This window comes from Mycobacterium pinniadriaticum (genome assembly GCF_026242045.1).
Lineage (GTDB): Bacteria > Actinomycetota > Actinomycetes > Mycobacteriales > Mycobacteriaceae > Mycobacterium > Mycobacterium pinniadriaticum.
Genome location: NZ_JAPJDO010000019.1, coordinates 36,630 through 58,655, shown reverse-complemented (window position 1 = coordinate 58,655; position 22,026 = coordinate 36,630). Strand labels below are relative to the sequence as shown.

Genomic DNA, 22,026 nt, shown 5'->3' with positions numbered 1-22,026 from the left:
GCTTTGCACAACAGAATATCCGCTAGCCCGAGCCGCCGGACTGCGCCGCGGACCGGTATCCGCGCACGGCCAGCGGGCCGAAGACGGCCCCCAAACCGATCAGCCAGGCCAGTGCGGTGAGCAGCGTGCGGCCCGCTGGCTCGCCACGGATGAGCGCACGCATCGCGTCGATGACGGGGGTGAGCGGTTGGATTTGCGCGAAGGGCTGAATCCATTCCGGAAAGTGCTCCAGCGGCGCTACGCCGCCCGTGCAGAAGGCCATCCCGATAGCGGCGCCGCCCAGCAGCGTAAGCAGCGAGGCGCTGTGAGTGCGCACCGCGATGGCGATTACGATGGCGGTGAAGACAACGGTGACCAGCATCGGCATCAACAGAAGCGGGATCACGGCGGGCCAGGAGCCCTCGAACCGCAACCCGAGTGCCATCCCGACGAGCAGGATCAGGAAGCTGGCGACCAGCGTTTGCGCCACTTCGGCCATAACCGTGCCCACCAGGAAGCTTCCGCGGTGCACCGGCATGATCCAGAGCCGGCTCAGCAGGCCGCTGTCGCGTTCGCCCGGTATGTGGAAGCCCGCGTTGAGCGTTCCCATCATGGTGCCCGCCACCATGGACATCGGCACCAGCGTGGCAAGGTTGTCGGAACCGGTCACCAGCGTCATCGACCTGCTGACCACCAGGTGGTAGGTCAGTAGTAGCAGCGTGGGAACCAACACTGACTGCAGCGGGACCATGGGGTGTAGTCGCCAGTGCATCACCATTCGTTCGGTGAGAATCAGGGCGGGTGCGACCCGCCGCGGTGCGCCGGCATCCGTTCTCATAGCGGTCGCCTCTGCAGGTGCACCGCAATGGGCGCCAACACAAGGAGTAGACCCAGGCACCAGGCCGCGGTGATCGCTACCTGGGCGCCCGCGATATCGCCGACGGCCAGCCCGCGAATGGTCTCAGTCACTTGGGACACCGGTTGATGGCGCACAAAGGCTTGTACCCAGTTCGGGAACGCCTCGGCGGGAGCCAGTCCCGTCGACACCAGAATCAGGATCAGCTGCGGCATCAGCAGCAGCTGAGTGCCGCCGATTCGGCGAAGCCGGGTGCCGGTGGCGTCGGCACCCAAGGAGATCGCCAACGTCAGGCATAGCGGGATCGCCACGAATGCGACAGTGCAGCCGAACCCGCCGGTCAACCGGAAGCCCAGGAGTAGATAGCCGACGGCAAGGGCCGCGGCCAGCGACAGCACTCCGCGAAGAAGGCAGTAGGTGATTCGGGCGATCATCGGAGCGAGAAGCGAAATCGGGTGTGTCCGTAAGCGGAATGTGAGTCCCGAGGATTGTTCGCGCCCGGCTCGATCGGCGCTCGTCACCGCACCGAGCAACATTGCCTGAACGATGATGGCCGGCACCAGGTATTCGGCGTAGCTCATCGCGCCGGTGTCAATGACGTTCCGCAATGCGCCATTGAGCCCCAGCAGAGTGCCCACCGGCACCAGCACTCCCAGCGCCAGATCGAAATCGCGGACGGCGGTGTGCACCACCCGCTCCGTCAGCGCGGTTACCGCCGTCATGGTGTCAGCGCCGTGCTCAGGTGCAGGAACACCTCGTCGAGAGTCGGTTTGCGCAGACAGATGTCGACGAGGTCGACGCGCAGCCGGTCAGTGCGGCGCACCACCTCGGCGAGTGTGCCGACGCCATCGCGAGCGCGCACCGAGACGGTGTTGGTTTCGTCGTCGGCGTCGACATCGTCGATATCGGCCAGTGTTGCGACGACGCGGGGGATATCCGCGGGACGCACGAGAGTGAGCTGACAGTAGGTCGTGCCGGTCTGACGCTTGAGTTCATCAGCGGTGCCGTGGGCGACGACCTGGCCGGAGTTGAGGATGACGATCGAATCGCTCAGCAAGTCAGCCTCTTCGAGGTACTGGGTGGTGAGCAATACTGTGACCCCCTGGGTGGCCAGCGTGGACACCAGCTCCCAGACCTGGCGTCGGCTGCGGGGGTCCAAGCCGGTTGTCGGCTCGTCGAGGAAGAGCACGTCGGGAGTCACCACCAACGCCGCGGCGATGTCGAGCCGGCGTTGCATCCCACCGGAATAGGTCGAGACGGGCCGGTCGGCGGCGCGGTCCAGCTCGAACTGGCCGATCAGCTCGTCCGCTCGACGCCGTGCCTCACCGCGCCGCAGCCCGCGCAGCCGGCCGAACAGTGTCAAGTTCTGCCTGCCGGTGATCACGTTGTCGAGGCTCGTGTTTTGCCCGGTGACACCGATGCAGGACCGCACGTGGTCGGCCTGATCGACGACGTCGTATCCGGCGACCGTGGCCCGGCCCCCGCTGGGCGGTATCAGTGTCGAGAGAATCTGCACCGCCGTCGTCTTGCCCGCGCCGTTGTGCCCGAGCAGCGCCAGTACCGAACCGGTCGGCACCGTGAAGCTCACGTCGGTCAGCGCCGCGACCCCGTCGTAGGTCTTTGTCAGCCCATCAAGTTCGATCATCAGCGGATCACCTTCCATTCCCTACTGACCGATCGGCTGAAGAAGAACACCGCGACCGAGTTGCTGAACCACTGCCACAGCAGCTTTCGCCAGCCGATGGCCTTCGCTCGCCTGCCGGAGTGGTAGACGGTCAGATCCCGGGCGAAATGTGTTCGCCCAACGCGGGACAGCCGCCGGAACAGATCCATGTCCTCGGAGGCGACGAGCTTCTCGTTGAACCCCCCGATCATCTGGAACGCATCGGCGGCGACCATCTGGAACTTCCCGCTGGCGGCGCCGACCCGCAGGACATTGTTCTGTAGCAGGAACTGCAATCCGAGCATCGTGAACACGAATCGATCCGCCGCGGTGGCAGATTCGGGCGTCACCCGGTACTGCCCGGTCAGCGCCACCAGGCGACTGTCCGACTGGAACCGGGTGTGCGAACTGCGGAAGAATTCGTCGATGTCCGGGATCACGACGTCGGCGTCGACGAACACCAGAAAATCGCCCCGGGCCGCGGCCGCGCCCCGGTTTCTCACCTGGGCGATGGTTTGTTTCTCCGGTTGGGTGTAGCGGACGACCGTGTGGGCGTATCTCCGGCAGATCTCGACGGTCGCGTCGGTGCTGTTGTCGTCGGACACGATGATCTCGTGTTCGCCCGAGTACCCGGCCAGGCACTCGAGTGTCTGCTCGACGGTCTGCTGTTCGTTGAGGGTCGGAATGACGAACGAGATCACCTCAGCCCCTTACCACCGTCGACTCGCAAATGAGCGCAGCCTAACCTTTGTATTTCGAGAATGGTGACCTACGGTTCCCCGTATCAACCCCGTGACGAGGGGCTATGTAGTCCGGGCGGGGAGCCCCCGATTCGTTAGGCAGGTTAGGCTACCCTCATCTGATGACCGAGACCGCGGCACCGCGATCGCCGACCGACGCAACTGGGTGGGCAGCATTGCCAGCGGGGATGTCCGCGGGGGAGGTGGCCGCAGCGCTGGCCGCCGCGGTTCCGGAGCGCAGCGGCGACGACTACCTGGTTTATGAGCAGGACGGCTGCTGGACGCTGGCGATCGGTACCCGCGCGTCCATCGAGCTCGACCGGGACGAGTGCCGCATCAGCGATGGCGGCCCGGTGGTGCGCCGGCGCTGGAGCGGACGGCCTGCCACCGTACTGGCCGACGCCCTCGATACCGTGCTGGCCGAGGGCGAACCGGCATTCGGATGGATCGCCTTTGAATTGGGCGCACATCGGCTGGGATTGTTCGACCGGGTCCCACCCGGCACACCGCTGGCCCGAATCTTCATCCCGGTCAGCCGTGTCTTGGTCTCGGCCAGCGGAATCGACATCGTCAACGGCGACGAAGACCTCCGCGCGGCCGTGCGGAACCTGCGGCCCGGCGTGCTGAGTCGCCGGGTCCGAGGCGTCGACGTGTCGGCCGATCACAGCCGATACCGGGACCGAGTCGCCACGGCCGTCACCGAGATCCGGGATGGCCGCTACCAGAAGGTGATCCTTTCCCGTTCCGTCGACATCCCATTCGCCGTCGACTTCCCGGCGACCTACAGCCTGGGCCGCCGGCACAACACTCCCGCCCGTTCATTCCTGATGCGGCTCGGTGGCATCCGGGCGCTGGGATTCAGTCCCGAGCTGGTGACCGCGGTACACCGTGACGGCACAGTGACGACCGAACCACTGGCCGGTACAAGGGCTTTCGGTCGTGGTGCTATCAACGACCGAGCAGCCCGCGACGACCTGGAATCGGATGCCAAGGAGATCGTCGAGCACGCTCTGTCGGTCCGCACGGCGTTGCTGGAGATTGCGGAAGTCGCGGAGCCGGGCAGTGTCGCGGTGACCGACTTCATGACCGTGCGGGAGCGCGGCAGCGTCCAGCACCTGGGCTCGACCGTCGGGGCCAGACTGAGTCCGGCGCAGAACCGGATGGATGCACTGGAGGCGTTGTTTCCCGCGGTGACTGCCTCGGGCATCCCGAAAGCACCTGGCGTCGAGGCGATTCTGCGACTCGACGAAATGCCACGCGGCCTCTACTCGGGCGCGGTCGCGACGTTCACCCCCGACGGCGGTCTGGACGCCGCGCTCGCGCTGCGTGCGGTCTATGAAGCCGATTCCCGGACCTGGTTGCGCGCCGGGGCAGGCATAATCGCCGCGTCGTCATCGGACCGTGAGTTCGAGGAGACCTGCGAGAAGATGGGGTGTCTGGCACCCCACCTCGTCCCGCGTGGTGATTGATCGACTCATGGACACAGGTGTGCGACGAGCGTCCGCTTGTCCACCTTCCCCACCGCCGTCGTCGGCAGTGCGCGCATCGGCACGACCATGTCCGGACGGCTGTGCGCGGCAACACCGCGGGCGTCGAGATGGTCGTTGAGTTCGGACAGTGGCACCGAGCGGCCCCGGAAAACGATGGCGGCACAGATCTTCTCGCCAAGATACGGGTCGGGGAGACCGACCGTGGCCGCCGCGTATACCGCCGGATGGGTCAACAGATGGCTCTCCAGGTCGAGGGCGGACACGGTCTCGCCGGCCCGCAGGATGACGTCCTTGACACGGCCGGTGACCTCCAGATAGCCGTTCGCGAATCGACGCACCGTGTCGCCGCTGCGGTAGAAGCCGTCCTCGGTGAATGAGCGCTGATTCTCCGCCTCGGCGCGGAAGTAGCCGTTGATCGTGTAAGGCCCGCGCACCAGCAATTCACCGGGCTCGCCGTCGGGCGACGCAATTCCGTTGTCGTCGACGATGCGCAATTCGTCATGCTCGGCCAGCGGGCGACCCTGGGTATGCTCGACGACCTCGGCGGGATCACCGATTCTCGTGTAACACAACAGCCCTTCGGCCATCCCGAACACCTGCTGCAGTCCGGGGGTGAGCACCGATCGGATGTGCCGGGCATCGTCGGCGGTCAGTTTGGCGCCGCCGACTTGCAGCAGACGCAGTGTGGTCGGGCGCTGTTCTTCCCACTCGCACGCCTGCGCCCACAACCGTGCCAGCGCGGGCACCAGTGCGGTGGCCGTGACGCGGTGGCGGGCAATCGTGGCGAAGGCCGCTTCCGGGCTCGGGTCCGTCCCGAAGACCACGCTCGCGCCGACCGCCATCGCGCCGAGCAGTCCTGGACACGCGAGCGGGAAGTTGTGGCCGGCCGGCAATGCGACGAGATAGACGTCGGCGTTGGTCAGGCGGCACAACCGGGCGCTGGCGGTGGCGTTGTAGACATAGTCGTCGTGGGTACGGGGGATCAGTTTGGGTGCGCCCGTGGTGCCGCCGGACACCAGCAGCAATGCCGGCGCGCCGGTGTCGGGGTGCAGGGGCGGTGGTCGGCCGTCACCCGAGCAGAGCGTTGACCACGAAACGTGCGGGCCCGCGTCGCCGTCGATGATGATGTGCCGCAGGTGATCGCTGCGGTCGAGTAGCCGCTCGGCCATGGTGCGGTAGTCGAATCCGGCGCCGGTACCGACGATGATGCCGGTCGCCGAGCTGACGTCGAGGAAATGCGCGAGCTCCGCGTCGCGGTGACCGGGCAGGCACATCACCGGCAATGCACCCGCGCGCACGAGCCCGAACAAGGCGACCGCGAACTGGCAGCTGTTCGGTAGCTGTACCAGCACACACTGGTCATTCCCGATGCCCAACGCGGCGAGTCCGGCTGCCGCCGCATCGGCGCGCTGGTCCAGCTCAGCGTAGGTGAGGGTGGTTCGCTCGTCGACGACGGCGGCGTGATCGGGCCAGCGTGCCGCAGCCGACCGCAGGATCTCGTCGAGGGGCTTCCCGGACCAATAACCCGCCTTCCGGTAGGCCGCCGCGCGGTCTGTCGGAAAGGGTGTGAACCCGGTCATTGCGCTCCCTGAGGTAGGCGTGTCGGCCCAGTCAGAATAGGGTAGCCTTCCCAAAATTAGGTGAGGCTCGTCTGGTGCAGGGAGGTGGCAGTGACCGCGGCTGAGGCGGCCATGATCACCGACCGGATCGCTGAAGTGCTCGGTATCGACCCCGCCGATGTCGACCCGGATGGCGATCTCATCGCCCAGGGCCTGGACTCGATCCGGATGATGACGTTGGCCGGACGTTGGCGCCGTGCCGGATTCGACATCGACTTCGCCCGGCTTGCTGCCGCCCCGTCGGTGCGTGGCTGGGCCGACTTGTTGGCGCCGGCCAGTCGACCCGATCCGGTGCCGGTCCAGCCCGAGCCTGTCGAGGGCGAGCCCTTCGGCATGGCGCCGATGCAACACGCGATGTGGGTCGGCCGGCATGCCGACCAGCAACTGGGTGGGGTCGCCGGTCACCTCTACGTCGAATTCGACGGCACCGCGGTGGATCCCGAGCGGATCCGCCGGGCGGCCGGTCACCTCGCGGCCCGCCATCCGATGCTGCGCGTGCAGTTCTTGCCGGACGGCACTCAGCGCGTCGGCAACTGTGCGGACCCGCTTCCGGTCACGGTCGTTGACCTTCGCGGCGCTGATGAGACCACGGTCGACGAACGGCTGACGAGCATTCGCGCGGCCAAGTCGCGCCAACAGCTGGACGGTCAGGTGCTCGAGTTGACGCTGACCCAACTACCCGGGGGGCGCACCCGCCTGCACGTCGACCTCGACATGCAGGCCGCCGATGCGATGAGCTACCGGGCCCTGATGGCCGATCTGGCCGCGCTGTACCGCGGTGATCCACTCGCCGAAATCGGATACACCTATCAGCAATATCGCCAACAACTTCCGCCGCCCGAACGATTCGACGCGGACCGGCGATGGTGGGCCGACCGGGTTCCCGGATTGCCCGCTGCCCCCGCGCTGCCGCTACGGCCGCTCGCCCAGCAGACCGACCCGCACCGACCCGGCCGCCGGTGGCACTGGCTGGATCCGGCCACCCGCGACGGCCTTTTCGATCGCGCCCGGCAGCGGGGAGTTACCCCGGCGATGACGCTGGCGGCCTCCTTCGCCGACACGGTCGCCGGCTGGTCGGCAGATCCCCACTTCCTGCTCAACGTCCCGCTGTTCGGCCGTGAACCGCTGCACCCCGACATCGACAAGATCGTCGGCGACTTCACCTCGTCGCTTCTGCTCGACATCGATCTCACTGCCGCCGACACCCCGACGCAGCGTGCACGCATGGTGCAGGACATCATGCACGAGACGGCGGTACACGCCGCGTATCCGGGCCTGTCGGTGCTCCGAGACCTCAGCCGCCATCGCGGGACGCAAGTACTCGCACCCGTTGTCTTCACCAGCGCACTCGGCCTCGGCGAACTGTTCAGCTCAGATGTGACAACACAATTCGGCACGCCGCAATGGATGATCTCGCAAGGCCCTCAGGTTCTGCTCGACGCCCAAGTGACCGAATTCGACGGAGGCATCCTGCTGAATTGGGATGTCCGGGAAGACGCCTTCTACCCGGGTGTGATCGATGCGATGTTCGCCCGCCACATCGAGGAAGTGCGGGGCCTGGCTCACGACGACGACGCCTGGGACGCCCCGCGCAAACCGCTGTTGCCGGTACATCAACGTGCTGCGCGGGAGGCGGTGACGACGACCACGATCCCGAGCGGGCGCATGTTGCACGACGGCTTCTTCGCCACCGCGGCCCGACAACCCGACGCCCCAGCAATTTTCAGCAACAGGGGCGACGTGACCTACCGGGAGCTGCACCGGCAGGCACTCACGATCGCTGCCGCGCTACGTGCCGCCGGGCTCGGTGATGGAGGCACTGTCGCAGTGCTCGGCCCCAAGACAGCCGAACAAGTACCGGCCCTGTTGGGCATTCACGCGGCCGGCGGGGTCTATCTACCGATCGGTGCTGACCAGCCCCTTGAGCGGGCGCAGCGGATTCTCGCGGACGGGGCGGTGGATATCGCGCTGGTGTGCGGCGCCGAGCTACCCGACGTGCCGGTGCCGGCGATGACGATAACCGGCGTGATCGCCCGCGGCGGAGAAGCCGAATTCGAGCCCTTCACCGGCGATCCGGACCGGCTGGCGTATGTGCTGTTCACCTCCGGCTCGACCGGCGATCCCAAGGGCGTCGAGGTCACCCACGATGCCGCGATGAACACCGTCGAGTTCATCACCGCGCACTTCGGGCTGGGACCCGACGACCGCTGCCTGGCGCTGTCCACGCTCGAATGCGACATCTCGGTGCTGGACATCTTCGCCACCTTGGGCACCGGCGGCGCGATCGTCGTCGTCGACGAACCGCATCGCCGGGACCCGGACCATTGGGTGCGGCTCATCGATACCCACCGGGTCAGCGTGCTGCACTTCCTGCCCGGTTGGCTGGAGATGCTGCTCGAGGTCGCCGGCCCCCTCCCGACGATACGCGTGGTCCCGACCGGCGGGGACTGGGTCACCCCCGCAATGGCCGGGAAATTGCGTGAGCGTGCTCCGCTGGTGCGTTTCGCCGGCCTCGGTGGCGCCACCGAGACGGCGATTCACAACACGGTCTGCGAAGTGGCAGATATCCCGGCCGGCTGGACCGCGATACCGTTCGGAAAACCGTTGCCGAACAACCGCTGCCGAGTCGTGACCGCCGGCGGTGCGGACTGCCCGGACTGGGTGGTCGGTGAGCTCTGGGTCGGGGGTCGTGGTATCGCCCGCGGTTATCGGGGCAGAGGAGACCTGACTGCCGAGCGGTTCGTCGAGCACGACGGCACCACCTGGTACCGCACCGGTGATCTGGCCCGCTTCTGGCCGGACGGGACGTGCGAATTCGTCGGCCGGGCCGACAACCGCGTCAAGATCAGCGGCTACCGGGTCGAACTCGGTGAGGTCGAGGCGGCGCTGCTGCGGGTCCCCGGTGTGCACGGTGCCGTCGCGGCGACCATCCCCGGCCGCACCGGCTCGCCGGACTGGTTGGTTGCCGCCGTTGCGCTGGCAGCTGAATCACTGCCGGTCGCGGAGTTGCGCAGCCAGTTGGACAAAGAGCTTCCACCGCATATGGTTCCGCGGCAGATTGACGTGTTCGACCGCATTCCCTATACGGTCGGCGGGAAGGTGGACCGGCAGGCCGTCAGGCGACGGCTCGCCGAGCGTGCCGAATCCGCAGTCGGAGGCCGGTCTCCGCACGGCCCGCTGCAGACGGCACTGGCTTCGATCGTCGCCGGCGTCCTCGGCGTGATGAGGCTGGGGGCCGACGACGACTTCTTCGGTGTGGGTGGGGATTCCGTCCTCGCCACGACCGTGGTCGCCCGCATCCGGCAGTGGCTGGATGTCTCGGCCGTGAGCGTTGCCGACATCTTCGCCACGCGCACGGTCGAAGGACTGGCGAACCGTCTGAGCCAGCTCGAACCCGGCGGACGGCTCGATGAGATTGCCGAACTGTATCTCGAAATCACCGACATGGATGCCGCCGAGGTTGCCTTGGCGCTCACCAGGAGATCCCATGACTGAAACCCTGGCCGCCGACCGACAGCGTCTGGAGCTGTTGCGCCACAAGCTCGCCCAACGCGGACTGCTATCGGAACCGACGACTCAGGCCGATCACCCGGTGATGTCCGATGGTCAGCGCCGCATGTGGTTCGTCCAGTCCATCGACACCACCGGTGCGCTGTTGAACGTCTGCGTGTCGTATCGGCTGACCGGTCAACTCGACGCGGCCCGGCTGAGCGCCGCGGTAGACGCTGTCGCGGCGCGTCACCCGGTCCTGCGCACCACGTACCGCACCGGCCCTGACGGCGAACCGGGCATGACCGTGCACGACGACCTCAAGCCCGGTTGGGAGCAGCACGACCTTTCGGAGCTCAGCCCGCAGGCGCGGGGGCTGCGGCTGGAGGTCCTTGCTCAGCGGACCTTCACCACGCCGTTCGATCTGGGCACCGAGGCACCGCTGCGGATCACGCTGGCCCAGGTCGGCCCCGGCGAACACGTCCTGTTGCTGGCGGCCCACCACATCGCCTGGGACGACGCTTCGTGGCGGGTGTTTTTCGCCGACCTCACCGGTGCCTATCAGGGCGACACCCTTGAGCCCCTGACTGCGGCCCCGCCGCCACCGTCGGGCACCGACGAGGCCGACGTGGAGTACTGGCGCGCACTGTTGGTCGACCCGCCCGAGCCGCTGGAATTGCCCGGGCCCAGTGGATCGGGGGTGCCGTCGGAGTGGCGGGCTGACCGCTGCACGACCCGATTGGACGCTGACACCGTCGACGCGGTGACGAAACTGGCCCACGAGTCTGGGGCGACCCCATACATGGTGCTGCTGGCCGCGTTCTCGGCGTTGCTGCACCGCTATACCCACACCGACGACTTCCTGGTCGCCGCACCGGTTCTCAATCGCAGCACCGATGACTCCATCGGCTACTACGGCAATACCGTCGCGCTGCGGATGCGGCCCGACCGCTGGGGCACCTTCCGTGATCTGGTCGGCACCGCGCGCGACACCGCGGTGGGGGCATTCGCCCATCAGCGGGTCAACCTCGACCGGCTGGTGCGAGAACTCAACCCCGATCGCCGCTACGGCGTCGAACGGATGGCTCGGGTGGGTTTCGGCATGCGCGAGTCCGAGGGTGAGGGTTTCAGCCCGACCGGTGTGCATTGCCGGCGAGCCGAGTACCGTGGCCAGTTCGCCCAGCTGCCCTTGGGTTTCATGGTCGAGTTCACCGGCGGCGAGGTCGAGGTGGAGGTCGAGTACCTGACCGAGGTGATCGGCCCTCGCCTGGCGCGGCAGCTGCTCGACAGTTTCACCGTGTTGGTGCGCGACGCTCTGGCCGACCCCGATTGTGCGCTCGCCTATCTGTGCCTATTGGACGAGGCGGACACCGCCTGGCTCGAGCGGGTGTCCCGCGGCGAAGAGTTCCACTGCCCGGCAATGACACTCGGCGACCTGATCGCCGAGCGCGCGGCGCGACAACCCGGTGCGATCGCCGTCGTCTCCGAGGGCCACCGCTACAGCTACCGCGAGATCAACGAAGCCGCCAACCAGCGCGCCCGCTGGCTCATCGCGCACGGTATCGGTGCCGAGGACCGGGTCGCGGTGCTGCTCGACAAGTCACCCGAACTCGTGGTCACCGCGCTCGGCATTGCCAAGGCCGGCGCCGTCTACCTGCCGGTCGATCCGGAATACCCCGCGGACCGCATCGCGCATATCCTCGCCGACGCCGATCCAAAGTTGACTGTGCGCAAGCCGATTACCGGCACCGAGGATCTACCGTCGAGCAATCTGGTCCCGTCGGATTTGGTGCGACCGTTCGGCCCGGACAACACCGCCTACCTGATCTACACGTCGGGCTCGACCGGTCTGCCCAAGGGTGTGCCGGTGCCGCACCGGCCCGTCGCCGACTATTTCCGGTGGTTCGCTCAGGAGTATCAGATCAGCACGGATGACCGCCTGCTGCAGGTGGCCTCGCCGAGCTTCGACGTATCGATCGGCGAGATCTTCGGGGTACTGGCTCAGGGGGCCCGCCTGGTGATACCGCGCAGCGACGGCCTGCGCGATATCGGCTACCTCACCGATCTGCTTCAGCGTGAAGCCGTTACCTCGATGCACTTCGTGCCGTCGCTGCTCGGCCTGTTCCTGTCGCTGCCCGGAGTCGAGCAGTGGCGGACTCTGCGCCGGGTGCCGATCGGTGGTGAAGCCCTGCCCGGCGAATTGGCCGACAAGTTCCATGCCACTTTCGACGCGCTGCTGCACAATTTCTACGGTCCCACCGAGACGGTCATCAATGCCACCCGCTACAAGGTCGAGGGCAGGCAGGGCGCTGGCATTGTGCCGATCGGGACGCCGAAGATCAACACCACGATCCGGCTGCTGGACGATGCGCTGCAGCCCGTTCCGGTCGATGTGATCGGTGAAATCTACATCGGTGGCACACACCTGGCGCACGGCTACCACAGCCGTCCGGTGCTGACGGCCGAACGGTTTGTCGCCGATCCCTTCAGTCCGGGCGGACGGCTGTACCGGACGGGCGACCTGGCCCGGCGGAACCACGACGGTGATCTCGAGTTCGTCGGCCGCGCCGATGAACAGGTGAAGATCCGCGGCTTCCGCATCGAGCTCGGCGAGGTGGCCGCCGCGATCACCGTCGATCCGAGTGTCGGCAATGCGGTCGTGATCGCGGCCGAGCGGCCGGAGATCGGGAAGAGCCTGATCGCCTACGTGGCGCCGGCCGCAGGTGAGAGCGCTGACATCGATCGGATCAAGACCCGGGTCGCCGCTGCGCTGCCCGACTATATGATCCCGGCGGCATACGTCGTCGTCGACGAGATTCCGGTCACCGCCAACGGGAAGCTGGATCGAGCGGCGCTGCCCGAGCCGGAGATCGGCCCCGTCGTCGAATATCGCGCACCGGTCACCGAGACCGAACGCGCCGTTGCCGCGCTGTTCGCCGAGCTACTCGGTTCCGGTAAGGTCGGCTGCGACGATTCCTTCTTCAGCCTCGGCGGACACTCGCTGCTGGCCACCAAGCTGGTCGCCGCGGTCCGCGAGGCCTGCGGGGTAGAGGTCAGTGTGCGTGACGTTTTCGAACGCGGCACACCCGGCGAGATCGCCGCCCTGATCGACGATCTGCGCAGCGGGCAACCGACTTCGAGCCGGCCTCGGCTTGTCGCCCGCAGCACCGATGCCGAGCATTCCCCGCTGTCGGCAGCACAGCTGCGAGGCTGGTTCCAGTATCGCGTGGACGGCCCCAGCCCGGTGAACAACATCCCGTTCGCCGCCAGGTTGACCGGTCCGTGCGACGTCGACGTGCTGGGCGCCGCGGTCGGCGACGCGGTCGCCCGGCACGAGATCCTGCGCACCCGCTACCGCGAGATCGACGGGGTGCCGCACCAGGTCGTCGAGACCGCCGACACGGTCGAGGTCCGGCGGCTCTCTGGTCCCGACGATGCTTGGCTGACAACGCAACTGGACATCGAGCGGGCGCACCGCTTCGAACTCGAGTCGGAGCTGCCGATCCGTATCGCGGTGTTGAGCACACCCGGAGGATGCGCGCTGTCGATGGTTGTGCATCACATCGCTGCCGACCACTGGTCGGCAGGTGTGCTGTTCACCGATGTGCTCACCGCGTACCGGGAACGGCGTAAGGGGAGTGTGCCGTCCCGCCCGCCGCTGCCGATCCAGTACCGCGATTACGCGGCCTGGCAGGTCGAGTTGTTGTCCGACACCGAGCTGATGGACGCGCAACGACGGTATTGGGCGCGTCAGCTTGACGGGCTACCGGAGGACACCGGGTTGCGGCCGGATCTGCCGCGGCCGCCGATCGCGGGCGGGGCCGGCGCGGCCGTCCCGTTGCGATTCGATGCCGATGTGCGGGAGCGCCTCACCGCGCTCAGCCGTGAGCTGGGCATCACCGAGTTCATGCTGCTGCAGACGGCCGTCGCTGTCGTCCTGAGCAAAGCTGGTGGCGGCTATGACATCCCGCTCGGTACCCCGGTGGCCGGCCGTACCGACACCGAACTGGACCGGCTGGTCGGGTTTTTCGTCAACATCCTGGTGTTGCGCAACGATCTGTCGGGCAATCCGACACTGCGCGAAGCTTTGCTGCGTGCCAGACAGATGGCGCTGGCGGCCTACGCCAATCAGGACCTTCCGTTCGACCGGGTGGTCGACGCGGTCAACCCGGTGCGATCGTTGTCCCGCAATCCACTGTTCGGAGTCGTCGTGCACGTCCGTGATGAGCTGCCCGAGAACCAGCTGATCGAGTCCGGACCCGACGGCGAGACCAGGTTCACCGCGCTGGAACCGACATTCGACGTCGCGCACGCCGACCTGAGCGTGAATATCTTCGTCGGCGACGACGGCTACCGCGGCCATGTCATCTACCGCACCGAGCTGTACCACCCATCGACGATGCAGCGCTTCGCCGGTTGGTTGAACCGGGTCATCGAAGCCTTCGCGACCGACCCCGACACCGCATTGCGGGACGTCAATCTGCTCGGCGATGCCGAACACCGCCAGGTGCTGGCACAGAGTCGAGGCCTCCCGTCGCCCACCGACCGACCCAGGACGGTGCCGGAAATGCTGGAGGGCAGCCGAGCCTGGGGCACCGGCCGGATCGCGCTGCGCTGCGGTGACGAGAGTCTCGATTACCCTGCGCTGCATCATCGCTCGGATCGTTTCGCGCACCTGCTCGCGTGCCACGGTGTCGGCCCGGGCGCCCTGGTCGGGATGTCGATGCGCCGCGGCATCGACCTCGTCGTCGCGCTGGTGGGGATCATGAAAGCCGGTGCCGGGTTCTTCCCGCTGGACCCGGCCTATCCGCCGGTGCGCAAGCAGTTCATGCTCGACGATGTCGCGCCGCAGGTCGTGGTCGTCACCGCCGAGGCCGGCGCGGCGATGCCCGCCACCGAGGGTGTCACGCTGATCTCGATGGACGATCCGGCGATCCGCGCCGAACTGGACGCTCCCGATGCGGTTGCACCACTGGCCTATCCGCGTCCGGACGACCCGATGTATCTGATGTTCACCTCGGGCTCCACGGGTAAGCCGAAGGGCGTGGTCGGCACCCACCGCGCCATGAGCACCAGGTTGGCGTGGCAACTGAAGCACTACCCGGTGCCCGGCGACGACATCCGGCTGGCGCAGGCGCCGATCTCGTTCCTGGAGGGGTGTATCGAGACGCTGGCCGGGCTGGTGGCCGGTTCGACGCTGATCGTCGCCGACGACGCCGAGCACCGCGACGCCGAGGCGCTGGCCGGACTGATCGAGCGGTACTCGGTGGCCCAGGTCACCGGCGTAGCCAGTCTGGTGTCCGCGCTCGTCGACAGCGCACCGGATGCGATCCGCGCGCTGCGCCGGTTGGTGACCTGTGGCGAACCGGTCAATGTCGCACTGCTGCAGCGGCTGGTCGGCTGCGTCGGCGACAGTACGTCCACGCAACTGCTGAACGCGATCGGTGCCACCGAAACCTCAGGCGCGCTGATCCGTGGTCCGCTGGACCTGCCCATCCCGAAGATCGGCAAACCGATGGAGGGGTCTGAGGTCTACCTGCTCGATGATGCGCTACAGCCGGTGCCGGTCGGTGTCGTCGGCGAGCTGTACTACGCGGGGGAGCAGATCGCGCGCGGGTACTGGAAGCAACCCGGGTTGACGGCAACCCGGTTCATCCCGAATCCCTATGCCGCCGAGCCGGGCTCGCGTTTCTACCGCAGCGGCGATCGGGGCCGGTGGACCGAGGACGGCCGACTCGAATTCGTCGGCCGCACCGATCACCAGGTGAAGGTGCGCGGATTCCGGGTCGAGCTCGCCGAAGTCGAAGCGGCGCTGCGGTCCGCGGACGGTGTCGCCGCCGCGGCCGCGCGTACCTGGGACGGACCGGGTGGCGCCAGCCTGGCCGGCTACGTGGTGCCCCACGAGCCGGTGTCCGACCCGGCGGCGTTCGTCGCGGCGGTACGCGCATGTGTGGCCGCGGCACTGCCCGGTTACATGACGCCGTCGACGATCTCGGTGCTCGACGTGATGCCGTCAACCGAGTCCGGAAAGTTGAACCGGCCCGGCCTGCCCCGGCCCGAGGTGCACACCACCGGGACGAGTGAGCCGGCCAGGACCGACACCGAGCGGGCCGTCGCGGCAATGATGGGTCGACTGCTCGATGTGGCCGGGATCGGCCGGGACGACGACTTTTTCGCGCTCGGTGGCGACAGCATCCGGTCGGTGCAGTTGGCGGCTCGGATGCGGGCCGTCGGTCTGCAGGTCGACCCTCGGATGATCTTCGAGTACTCGACCGTCGAGGCGCTGGCCGGCGCCATCGACGACAAGCCGGACGCGGGCCGGGCAGAGGTCCGCACCGACACGCGGCGCGCGGCAATGACTGTGTCGGGACTGTCGGCGGCCGATCTGGATGCGCTGAAATCGTCGTGGTCGAAGGCCCACCCCTCGTGACGGTTGCCGACATCGACGACGTTCTGGCGTTGTCGCCGCTTCAGCTGGGTCTGTACTCGCATGCCACCCTGATCGGACCCGACGGCGAGGACCCGTACGTCATCGCGATGACCGCGGATGTGACCGGGCCGCTCGACGTCACCCTGCTGCGGGACTGCGCCTCGGCGATGCTGGTCCGCCATCCCAATCTGCGTGCCAGCTTCTGGCATCAGGACCTGCCCCGGCCGGTGCAGATCGTTCCGTCGTCGGTGGAACTGCCGTGGCAGCAGGTGCGCGCCGATGACGATCAAGCGGCCGCGCTCGAAAAGCAAGAACGAGGTAGACCGTTCACGTTGGATGCGGGACCGCTGATCCGCTTCCTGCTCATCGAGTTACCGGAGGCGCGCTGGCGCCTGGTGGTCACCGCACACCACATCGTGATCGACGGCTGGTCACTGCCGGTGTTCATCGGCGAAATGCTCACGCTGTATCGCAGCGGCGGCAATCCGGACACGCTGCCCCCGCCGCGGCTGTATCGCGACTACATCGGCTGGCTCGCTGATCGCGATCTCCGAGTGGGCGAACGGATCTGGCGTCGGCATCTGGCGGGGATGCCGGGGCCGACCCTGCTGTCACCGGCCCTCGGCGGCGACGGCACCGGACTGCCCAAGCGTACCGAGCTGACGTTGCCGGCCGCCGACGCCGAGCGGCTCGCCGCAGCGGCGGGTGGCCGCGGTGTCACCCTCAACACCCTGCTGCAGATGGCCTGGGCGCTCATCCTGTCCCGGCTGACCGATCGCGACGACGTGGTGTTCGGCGTCACCGTATCCGGGCGTCCGCCGGAGCTGACCGGCGTGGAGACCATGGTCGGGCTGTTCATCAACACGATCCCGCTTCGGGTGCGTCTGAACCCGAACACGACGGTGGGAGGGCAGTGCTCGGCCCTCCAGCGGGATGCCGCGGAGCTGCGCGACCACAGCCACCTGACGCATTCCCAGTTGCGGAGCTTCGCCGGGGTGGGTGAGATGTTCGACACCCTGCTGGTGTACGAGAGTTTCCCCTCCGGCGGCATGGTCGGCGGCCAAGAGTTCATGGCAGGACGGGTGAGTTTCCGGCCGGCCGCGATGGAAAGCCTCACGCACTTCCCGGTGACCATCGCTGCCTATCGCGCTGACGCCGAACTGACGCTCCTGGTAGAGGTCACCGACAACGCACTCGGCGTGTCGACGGCCGAGACCCTCGGCAGACGAGTCCTGCAGACCATGAGCCGGCTGATCGACATGTGGGACCGGCCGCTGGGTGCTGTCGTCATCCTGCTCGACGGTGAAGTGCGACCCATCGCATCGATGCACCCCGGCACCGCATCCCAGCCGGGGGTCCCCGAGAGATTTGCCGACACTGCTGTGGCGCACAGTGATTCGACTGCACTGCGCTGGGATGGCGGCCAGCTGACCTATCGGGAGTTGCACGAAAGGTCGGATCGCCTCGCCGGGCTGCTGGCCGAATCCCGGGCGCATTGCGAAACCGCGGTGGCGATCCGGCTACCCCGGGGTGCTGACTACGTGGTCGCGATGCTCGGTGTGCTCAAGGCCGGCGGGATGTACGTTCCCCTCGAGCCGGGCATGCCGGCCGGACGGGTGGATTCGATTCTCGCCCAAACCGGCGCCGCCCTTGTCATCGACGAAGACACCATGGCAGCCGCCCGCACCGCGCCGAGAATCATGTCACCCACCGTGCCCGGCCAAGCCGCCTATGTGGTGTTCACTTCGGGTACCACCGGAGAACCCAAGGGTGTCATCGGGACCCATCAGGCGCTGCTCGCCTACGTCGACGACCACGCCGAGCGGATGCTGCGCCCGGCCGCCGACCGCCTGGGCCGGCCGTTGCGCATCGGCCACGCGTGGTCGTTCGCGTTCGATGCCGCGTGGCAGCCGCTGGCCGGGCTGCTGTACGGCCACACCGTGCACCTCATCGACGAAACGGACCGCCGCGACCCCGAGGCACTCGTCGACATCATCGACCGGCACGGCATCGACCTGCTCGATGTGACCCCATCACTGTTCACCAACCTGCGACGCGCGGGGCTGCTGGATCGCGGCACGCTGCAGGTGCTCGCCCTGGGTGGGGAAGCGGTGGGATCGGTCGACTGGACCGATATCCGCAAGGCCTGTACGCACACCCTGCTGGCCGCGCACAACTGTTATGGCCCAACGGAGACAACGGTCGAGGCTGTCGTCGCCGCCATCGCCGACCACGACGCACCGGTGATCGGTTATCCGACCCGATCAACCACCGCCGTGGTGCTCGACTCCTGGCTGCACCCCGTGCCCGACGGCGTGGTGGGCGAACTGTATCTGGCCGGTGAGCAGGTGACCCGCGGGTATCTCGGCCGTCCTGCCGAGACCGCGACGCGGTTCGTCGCAGCGCCCGGTGGCGCCCGGATGTACCGCACCGGCGACCTGGTCCGCCGGGATCGCGATGGCGCCTTGGCTTTCATCGGACGGGCCGACGCCCAGATCCAGGTCCGGGGTCACCGGGTCGAGCCGGGCGAGATCGAGGCGGTGCTGGCCGAAGTGCCTGGCGTGCGGCACGCCCACGTCGCCGTACACCGACAAGCCACCGATCTCAGGCTGATCGCGTACGTCGTGGGTGAGGTGGCCGCCACCGATCTGCGATCGCTGTTGCGAAACCGGCTGCCGCGCTACATGATGCCCCACCGGCTGGTGGTGGTCGAGGCCATACCGCTGACCGCCAACGGGAAGGTCGACGAGGCGGCGCTGGCGGCGGCGGCCACCCCCGACGAGACTCCGGAGCTTCCCGTTACGGCGACGGAAGTCGCACTCGGACAAGCGGTCGGCGAACTATTGGGCATCGCCGAGGTGGATGTCGACGCCGACCTGTTGGAGCTGGGGCTCGACAGCATCGTCGCCCTGTCGCTGGTGCAAGCCGCGCGCCGGTCCGGGCTGCCGCTACGGGCGCGGCTGGTCCTCGAATGCGGTACCCTTCGCGAGCTGGCGGCTGCGGTGGATCGGGACAGCGCCGGCGAACTGGCTGCCGTACCCGAACCGCAGGGGCCGATTCCGGCCCTGCCGGCTGTGCACTGGCTCTACGAACACGGCGATCCCCGCCGGCTGGCGCAGATCGAGGCGATCACTCTGCCAGCCGACGCGACCGCCGAGCGGCTGCGCCGGCTGCTGGACGGTATCGCCGCCGGGCACGAAATGTTCCGCAGCCGACTTGATCTGGCGACGATGACGTTCCTGCCGGCCGATTCCCAGACCATTCCGCTGACCGCGGTGGAGGTCACCGGTGAGCTCGGCGACGCCGTCACCGAGCTCACCGGCGCCGTGATCGACCGGTTGGATCCTGAGCGCGGACACTTGACCGAAGCGCTCTGGCTGCACCGGCCCGACGAGGCCGGTGTCCTGGTCCTGGCCGCCCATGTGCTGGCGATGGACCCCGCGTCCTGGCGCATCGTGCTGGGCGAGTTGATGGCCAATTGGTCGGTCGACGGTGCCGGCCTGGTGAGCGGAGAGCGGGTCAGCTATCGCCGGTGGGCTCACTCGCGCACCGAGCGGGCGGCCGAGCTCGACACCGTCGAGTTCTGGCTAGCACAACTCGACGGCGACGATCCGGTACTGGGGGACAGGCGAATCCGGCCAGGAGCGGATCGCTTCGCCGATCTCGCGATCACCTTGTCGGTCACCGAGGCCGATATCACCGGTGCACTGCTGCGCGCACAGACGCCGATCCAGGATGTGCTGGCTGACGCCTGTGCCCGGCTGATCACGTGCTGGCGCGACCAGCGCGGCCAGTCCGGCCCGATTCCGCTGGTGGCATTGGAGACCCACGGACGCAATGGTGCCGACGACACCGTCGGCTTACTCAGTGCCATCTATCCGCTGCGCATCCGCCCCGGGGAGCCCCTGCCCGAGATAGCCGGGGAACCAACCGACTACGCCATGCTGCGCTATCTGCGGCCTGATACCGCCGAGCGGCTGCGGGGGTTCCGCGGACCCCAGGTGCTGCTGAACTATCTGGGACGGTTGGACCTCGATGCCGGCTCGCTGTTGGACCGGGGGCTGCTCGCCCATGTCCCGATCATGACCGAGCCGAATGTCGCGGTGCGCCACGAGCTGACCCTGGTCGCCGCCGTCGCGGGTGGGAAGCTGGTCACCCAATGGCGTACGGTGCCCGATATCTTCAGTGACACCGATGTGGCTGCGCTGCAGTCAATCTGGCAGGACGTCCTGCGCGAACTGGCGGAGGTGTCCCGATGAGGTTGGCGATCCTTGGTGCGGGCGCCAAAGCGGTGGCGGTGGCGGCCAAGGCTGCGATGCTGCGGGAAATGGGCGTGGCCACACCCGACATCGTGGCTGTCGAGCAGACGACGATCGCCGCGAACTGGCGGGCGGGCGGCGGCTGGACCGACGGCCAGCACCGGCTCGGTACCAGCCCGGAGAAGGACGTCGGTTTCCCATACCGGTCCACGATCCTGCCAGGCCGCAACGCCGAGCTCGACCAGCGGATGCTGCGGCTGAGCTGGCAGTCCTACCTGGTGGCGACCGGACGTTTCGCCGAGTGGGTCGACCGCGGCAAGCCGGCTCCCACCCATGACAGCTGGGCCGGTTACCTGCGCTGGGTCGCCGACGCCGTGGGGCTCGACGTCGTCGAGGGTGAGGCCGTTCGGCTCTCGCTCAACGGCCAGTCATGGCTGCTGCACACCCCCGATGACACCGTCGCCGCCGATGCGGTGATGATCACCGGCCCCGGACAGCCAGACCGATCGGTGTTGCCGGGCCATCCGCAGGTCCTCTCCATCGCCCAGTTCTGGCAGCTGGCGGCCGAGCACCACCGCATCGACGCCGGCCGGGTGGCCGTGATCGGCGGCGGCGAGACCGCGGCGTCGATGCTCAACGAGCTGTTCAAACACCGGGTCTCGACGATCACGGTGATCTCCCCTCAGGCGACTCTGTTCACTCGCGGTGAGAGCTTCTTCGAGAACAGGATGTTCAGCGACCCGACGGATTGGGCCGGGTTGACCCTTGCCGAACGACGCGACGTGATGGCCCGCACCGACCGTGGTGTGTTCTCGGCGCGCGTTCAGGACTCACTGTTGGCCGATGAGCGGATCCGGCACCTGCGAGGCCGCGTCGCCCACGGTGTTGCCGCCGGCGACCGGATTCGGATCACCTTGCACACCGACCGGCACGGTGAACGGCTTGAGACGGTGCACGGATTCGACCTCGTGATCGACGGTTCGGGAGCCGACTCCCTGTGGTTCCTGCCGCTCCTCGGCCAGGACGCGTTGGACCTCCTCGAGGTCAGGCTGAACGGCCCGCTCACCAGCGACCGGCTGCAACAGGCCGTCGGCGACGACCTCGCGCTGACCGGGGTCGAGCCGAAGTTGTTCCTGCCCAACCTGTCCGGTCTTAGCCAGGGCCCAGGCTTTCCGAACCTCAGCTGTCTGGGCCTGCTGTCCGACCGCGTCCTGCGCGGGGGCGGCAACACCCGTCCGGCGAATTCGACAACCAGGAGGAACGTTGAGTACCAATCCCTTTGACGCCGAAGACGGCCGGTTCTATGTCCTCGTCAACGACGAGGAGCAGCACAGCCTCTGGCCGGCCTTCGCCAAGATACCCGCCGGTTGGCAGGTGGCGTTGGCCGATGCCGCCCGCGATGAGTGCGTGCGGTTCGTCGAGCAGAACTGGGCTGACATGCGCCCGAAGAGCCTGCGCTGAGGCCTCGACAGGTACCTTGTGCAATGCTAGCTTTTTGAGG

General features: G+C 67.6%; 11 protein-coding genes. 6 read left to right on the top strand and 5 right to left on the bottom strand.

Features of this window, described 5'->3' with window-relative positions:
- Positions 1-22 precede the first annotated feature (22 nt).
- The 4 genes from ORI27_RS20000 to ORI27_RS19985 are packed head-to-tail and all read right to left on the bottom strand — an operon-like array spanning position 23 to position 3,199.
- On the bottom strand, positions 23-817 hold the full coding sequence (locus ORI27_RS20000) for an ABC transporter permease (RefSeq protein ID WP_265998753.1): 795 nt from the start codon (positions 815-817) through the stop codon (positions 23-25).
- A complete protein-coding gene (locus tag ORI27_RS19995; protein WP_265998754.1) occupies positions 814-1,557 on the bottom strand; it encodes an ABC transporter permease in 744 nt (247 codons plus the stop codon). Before ORI27_RS19995 ends, ORI27_RS20000 begins: the two co-directional genes overlap by 4 nt.
- Entirely contained in the window at positions 1,554-2,480 is a 927-nt protein-coding gene (locus ORI27_RS19990; RefSeq protein WP_323055635.1) for an ATP-binding cassette domain-containing protein, read from the bottom strand. Before ORI27_RS19990 ends, ORI27_RS19995 begins: the two co-directional genes overlap by 4 nt.
- Entirely contained in the window at positions 2,480-3,199 is a 720-nt protein-coding gene (locus ORI27_RS19985; protein ID WP_265998756.1) for a glycosyltransferase, read from the bottom strand. Before ORI27_RS19985 ends, ORI27_RS19990 begins: the two co-directional genes overlap by 1 nt.
- A 161-nt stretch (positions 3,200-3,360) precedes the next feature.
- Between ORI27_RS19985 and ORI27_RS19980 the strand changes: the two genes are divergently transcribed.
- A complete protein-coding gene (locus ORI27_RS19980) occupies positions 3,361-4,707 on the top strand; it encodes a salicylate synthase (RefSeq protein ID WP_265998757.1) in 1,347 nt (448 codons plus the stop codon).
- A gap of 5 nt (positions 4,708-4,712) precedes the next feature.
- Here the strand turns inward: ORI27_RS19980 and ORI27_RS19975 are convergent, their stop codons facing one another.
- Positions 4,713-6,308 (bottom strand): (2,3-dihydroxybenzoyl)adenylate synthase, encoded by a 1,596-nt coding sequence (locus tag ORI27_RS19975; protein WP_265998758.1) that lies wholly within the window; start codon positions 6,306-6,308, stop codon positions 4,713-4,715.
- A 111-nt stretch (positions 6,309-6,419) separates the two neighbouring features.
- Here ORI27_RS19975 and ORI27_RS19970 point away from each other — a divergent pair, with 111 nt between their 5' ends.
- From ORI27_RS19970 to ORI27_RS19950, 5 genes are read left to right on the top strand one after another with little or no spacing between them, the layout of a single operon-like run.
- On the top strand, positions 6,420-9,842 hold the full coding sequence (locus ORI27_RS19970) for a non-ribosomal peptide synthetase (RefSeq protein WP_265998803.1): 3,423 nt from the start codon (positions 6,420-6,422) through the stop codon (positions 9,840-9,842).
- Positions 9,835-16,266 (top strand): non-ribosomal peptide synthetase, encoded by a 6,432-nt coding sequence (locus tag ORI27_RS19965; protein ID WP_265998759.1) that lies wholly within the window; start codon positions 9,835-9,837, stop codon positions 16,264-16,266. Before ORI27_RS19970 ends, ORI27_RS19965 begins: the two co-directional genes overlap by 8 nt.
- Positions 16,263-20,525: an amino acid adenylation domain-containing protein gene (locus ORI27_RS19960; protein WP_265998760.1), complete on the top strand. Its 4,263-nt coding sequence runs from the start codon at positions 16,263-16,265 to the stop codon at positions 20,523-20,525. Before ORI27_RS19965 ends, ORI27_RS19960 begins: the two co-directional genes overlap by 4 nt.
- Positions 20,522-21,808: an NADPH-dependent L-lysine N(6)-monooxygenase MbtG gene (gene mbtG, locus ORI27_RS19955; protein ID WP_265998761.1), complete on the top strand. Its 1,287-nt coding sequence runs from the start codon at positions 20,522-20,524 to the stop codon at positions 21,806-21,808. Before ORI27_RS19960 ends, mbtG begins: the two co-directional genes overlap by 4 nt.
- Positions 21,789-21,986 (top strand): MbtH family protein, encoded by a 198-nt coding sequence (locus ORI27_RS19950; protein WP_265998762.1) that lies wholly within the window; start codon positions 21,789-21,791, stop codon positions 21,984-21,986. The genes mbtG and ORI27_RS19950 overlap by 20 nt, the downstream gene beginning before the upstream one ends.
- The last annotated feature ends 40 nt before the right edge of the window (positions 21,987-22,026 follow it).

Bases quoted from the DNA above. Each gene is read 5' to 3' on its own strand.
- ORI27_RS20000 (WP_265998753.1), bottom strand. From the start codon at position 817: ATGAGAACGGATGCCGGCGCACCGCGGCGGGTCGCACCCGCCCTGATT.
- ORI27_RS19995 (WP_265998754.1), bottom strand. From the start codon at position 1,557: ATGACGGCGGTAACCGCGCTGACGGAGCGGGTGGTGCACACCGCCGTC.
- ORI27_RS19990 (WP_323055635.1), bottom strand. From the start codon at position 2,480: ATGATCGAACTTGATGGGCTGACAAAGACCTACGACGGGGTCGCGGCG.
- ORI27_RS19980 (WP_265998757.1), top strand. From the start codon at position 3,361: ATGACCGAGACCGCGGCACCGCGATCGCCGACCGACGCAACTGGGTGG.
- ORI27_RS19975 (WP_265998758.1), bottom strand. From the start codon at position 6,308: ATGACCGGGTTCACACCCTTTCCGACAGACCGCGCGGCGGCCTACCGG.
- ORI27_RS19970 (WP_265998803.1), top strand. From the start codon at position 6,420: ATGATCACCGACCGGATCGCTGAAGTGCTCGGTATCGACCCCGCCGAT.
- ORI27_RS19965 (WP_265998759.1), top strand. From the start codon at position 9,835: ATGACTGAAACCCTGGCCGCCGACCGACAGCGTCTGGAGCTGTTGCGC.
- mbtG (WP_265998761.1), top strand. From the start codon at position 20,522: ATGAGGTTGGCGATCCTTGGTGCGGGCGCCAAAGCGGTGGCGGTGGCG.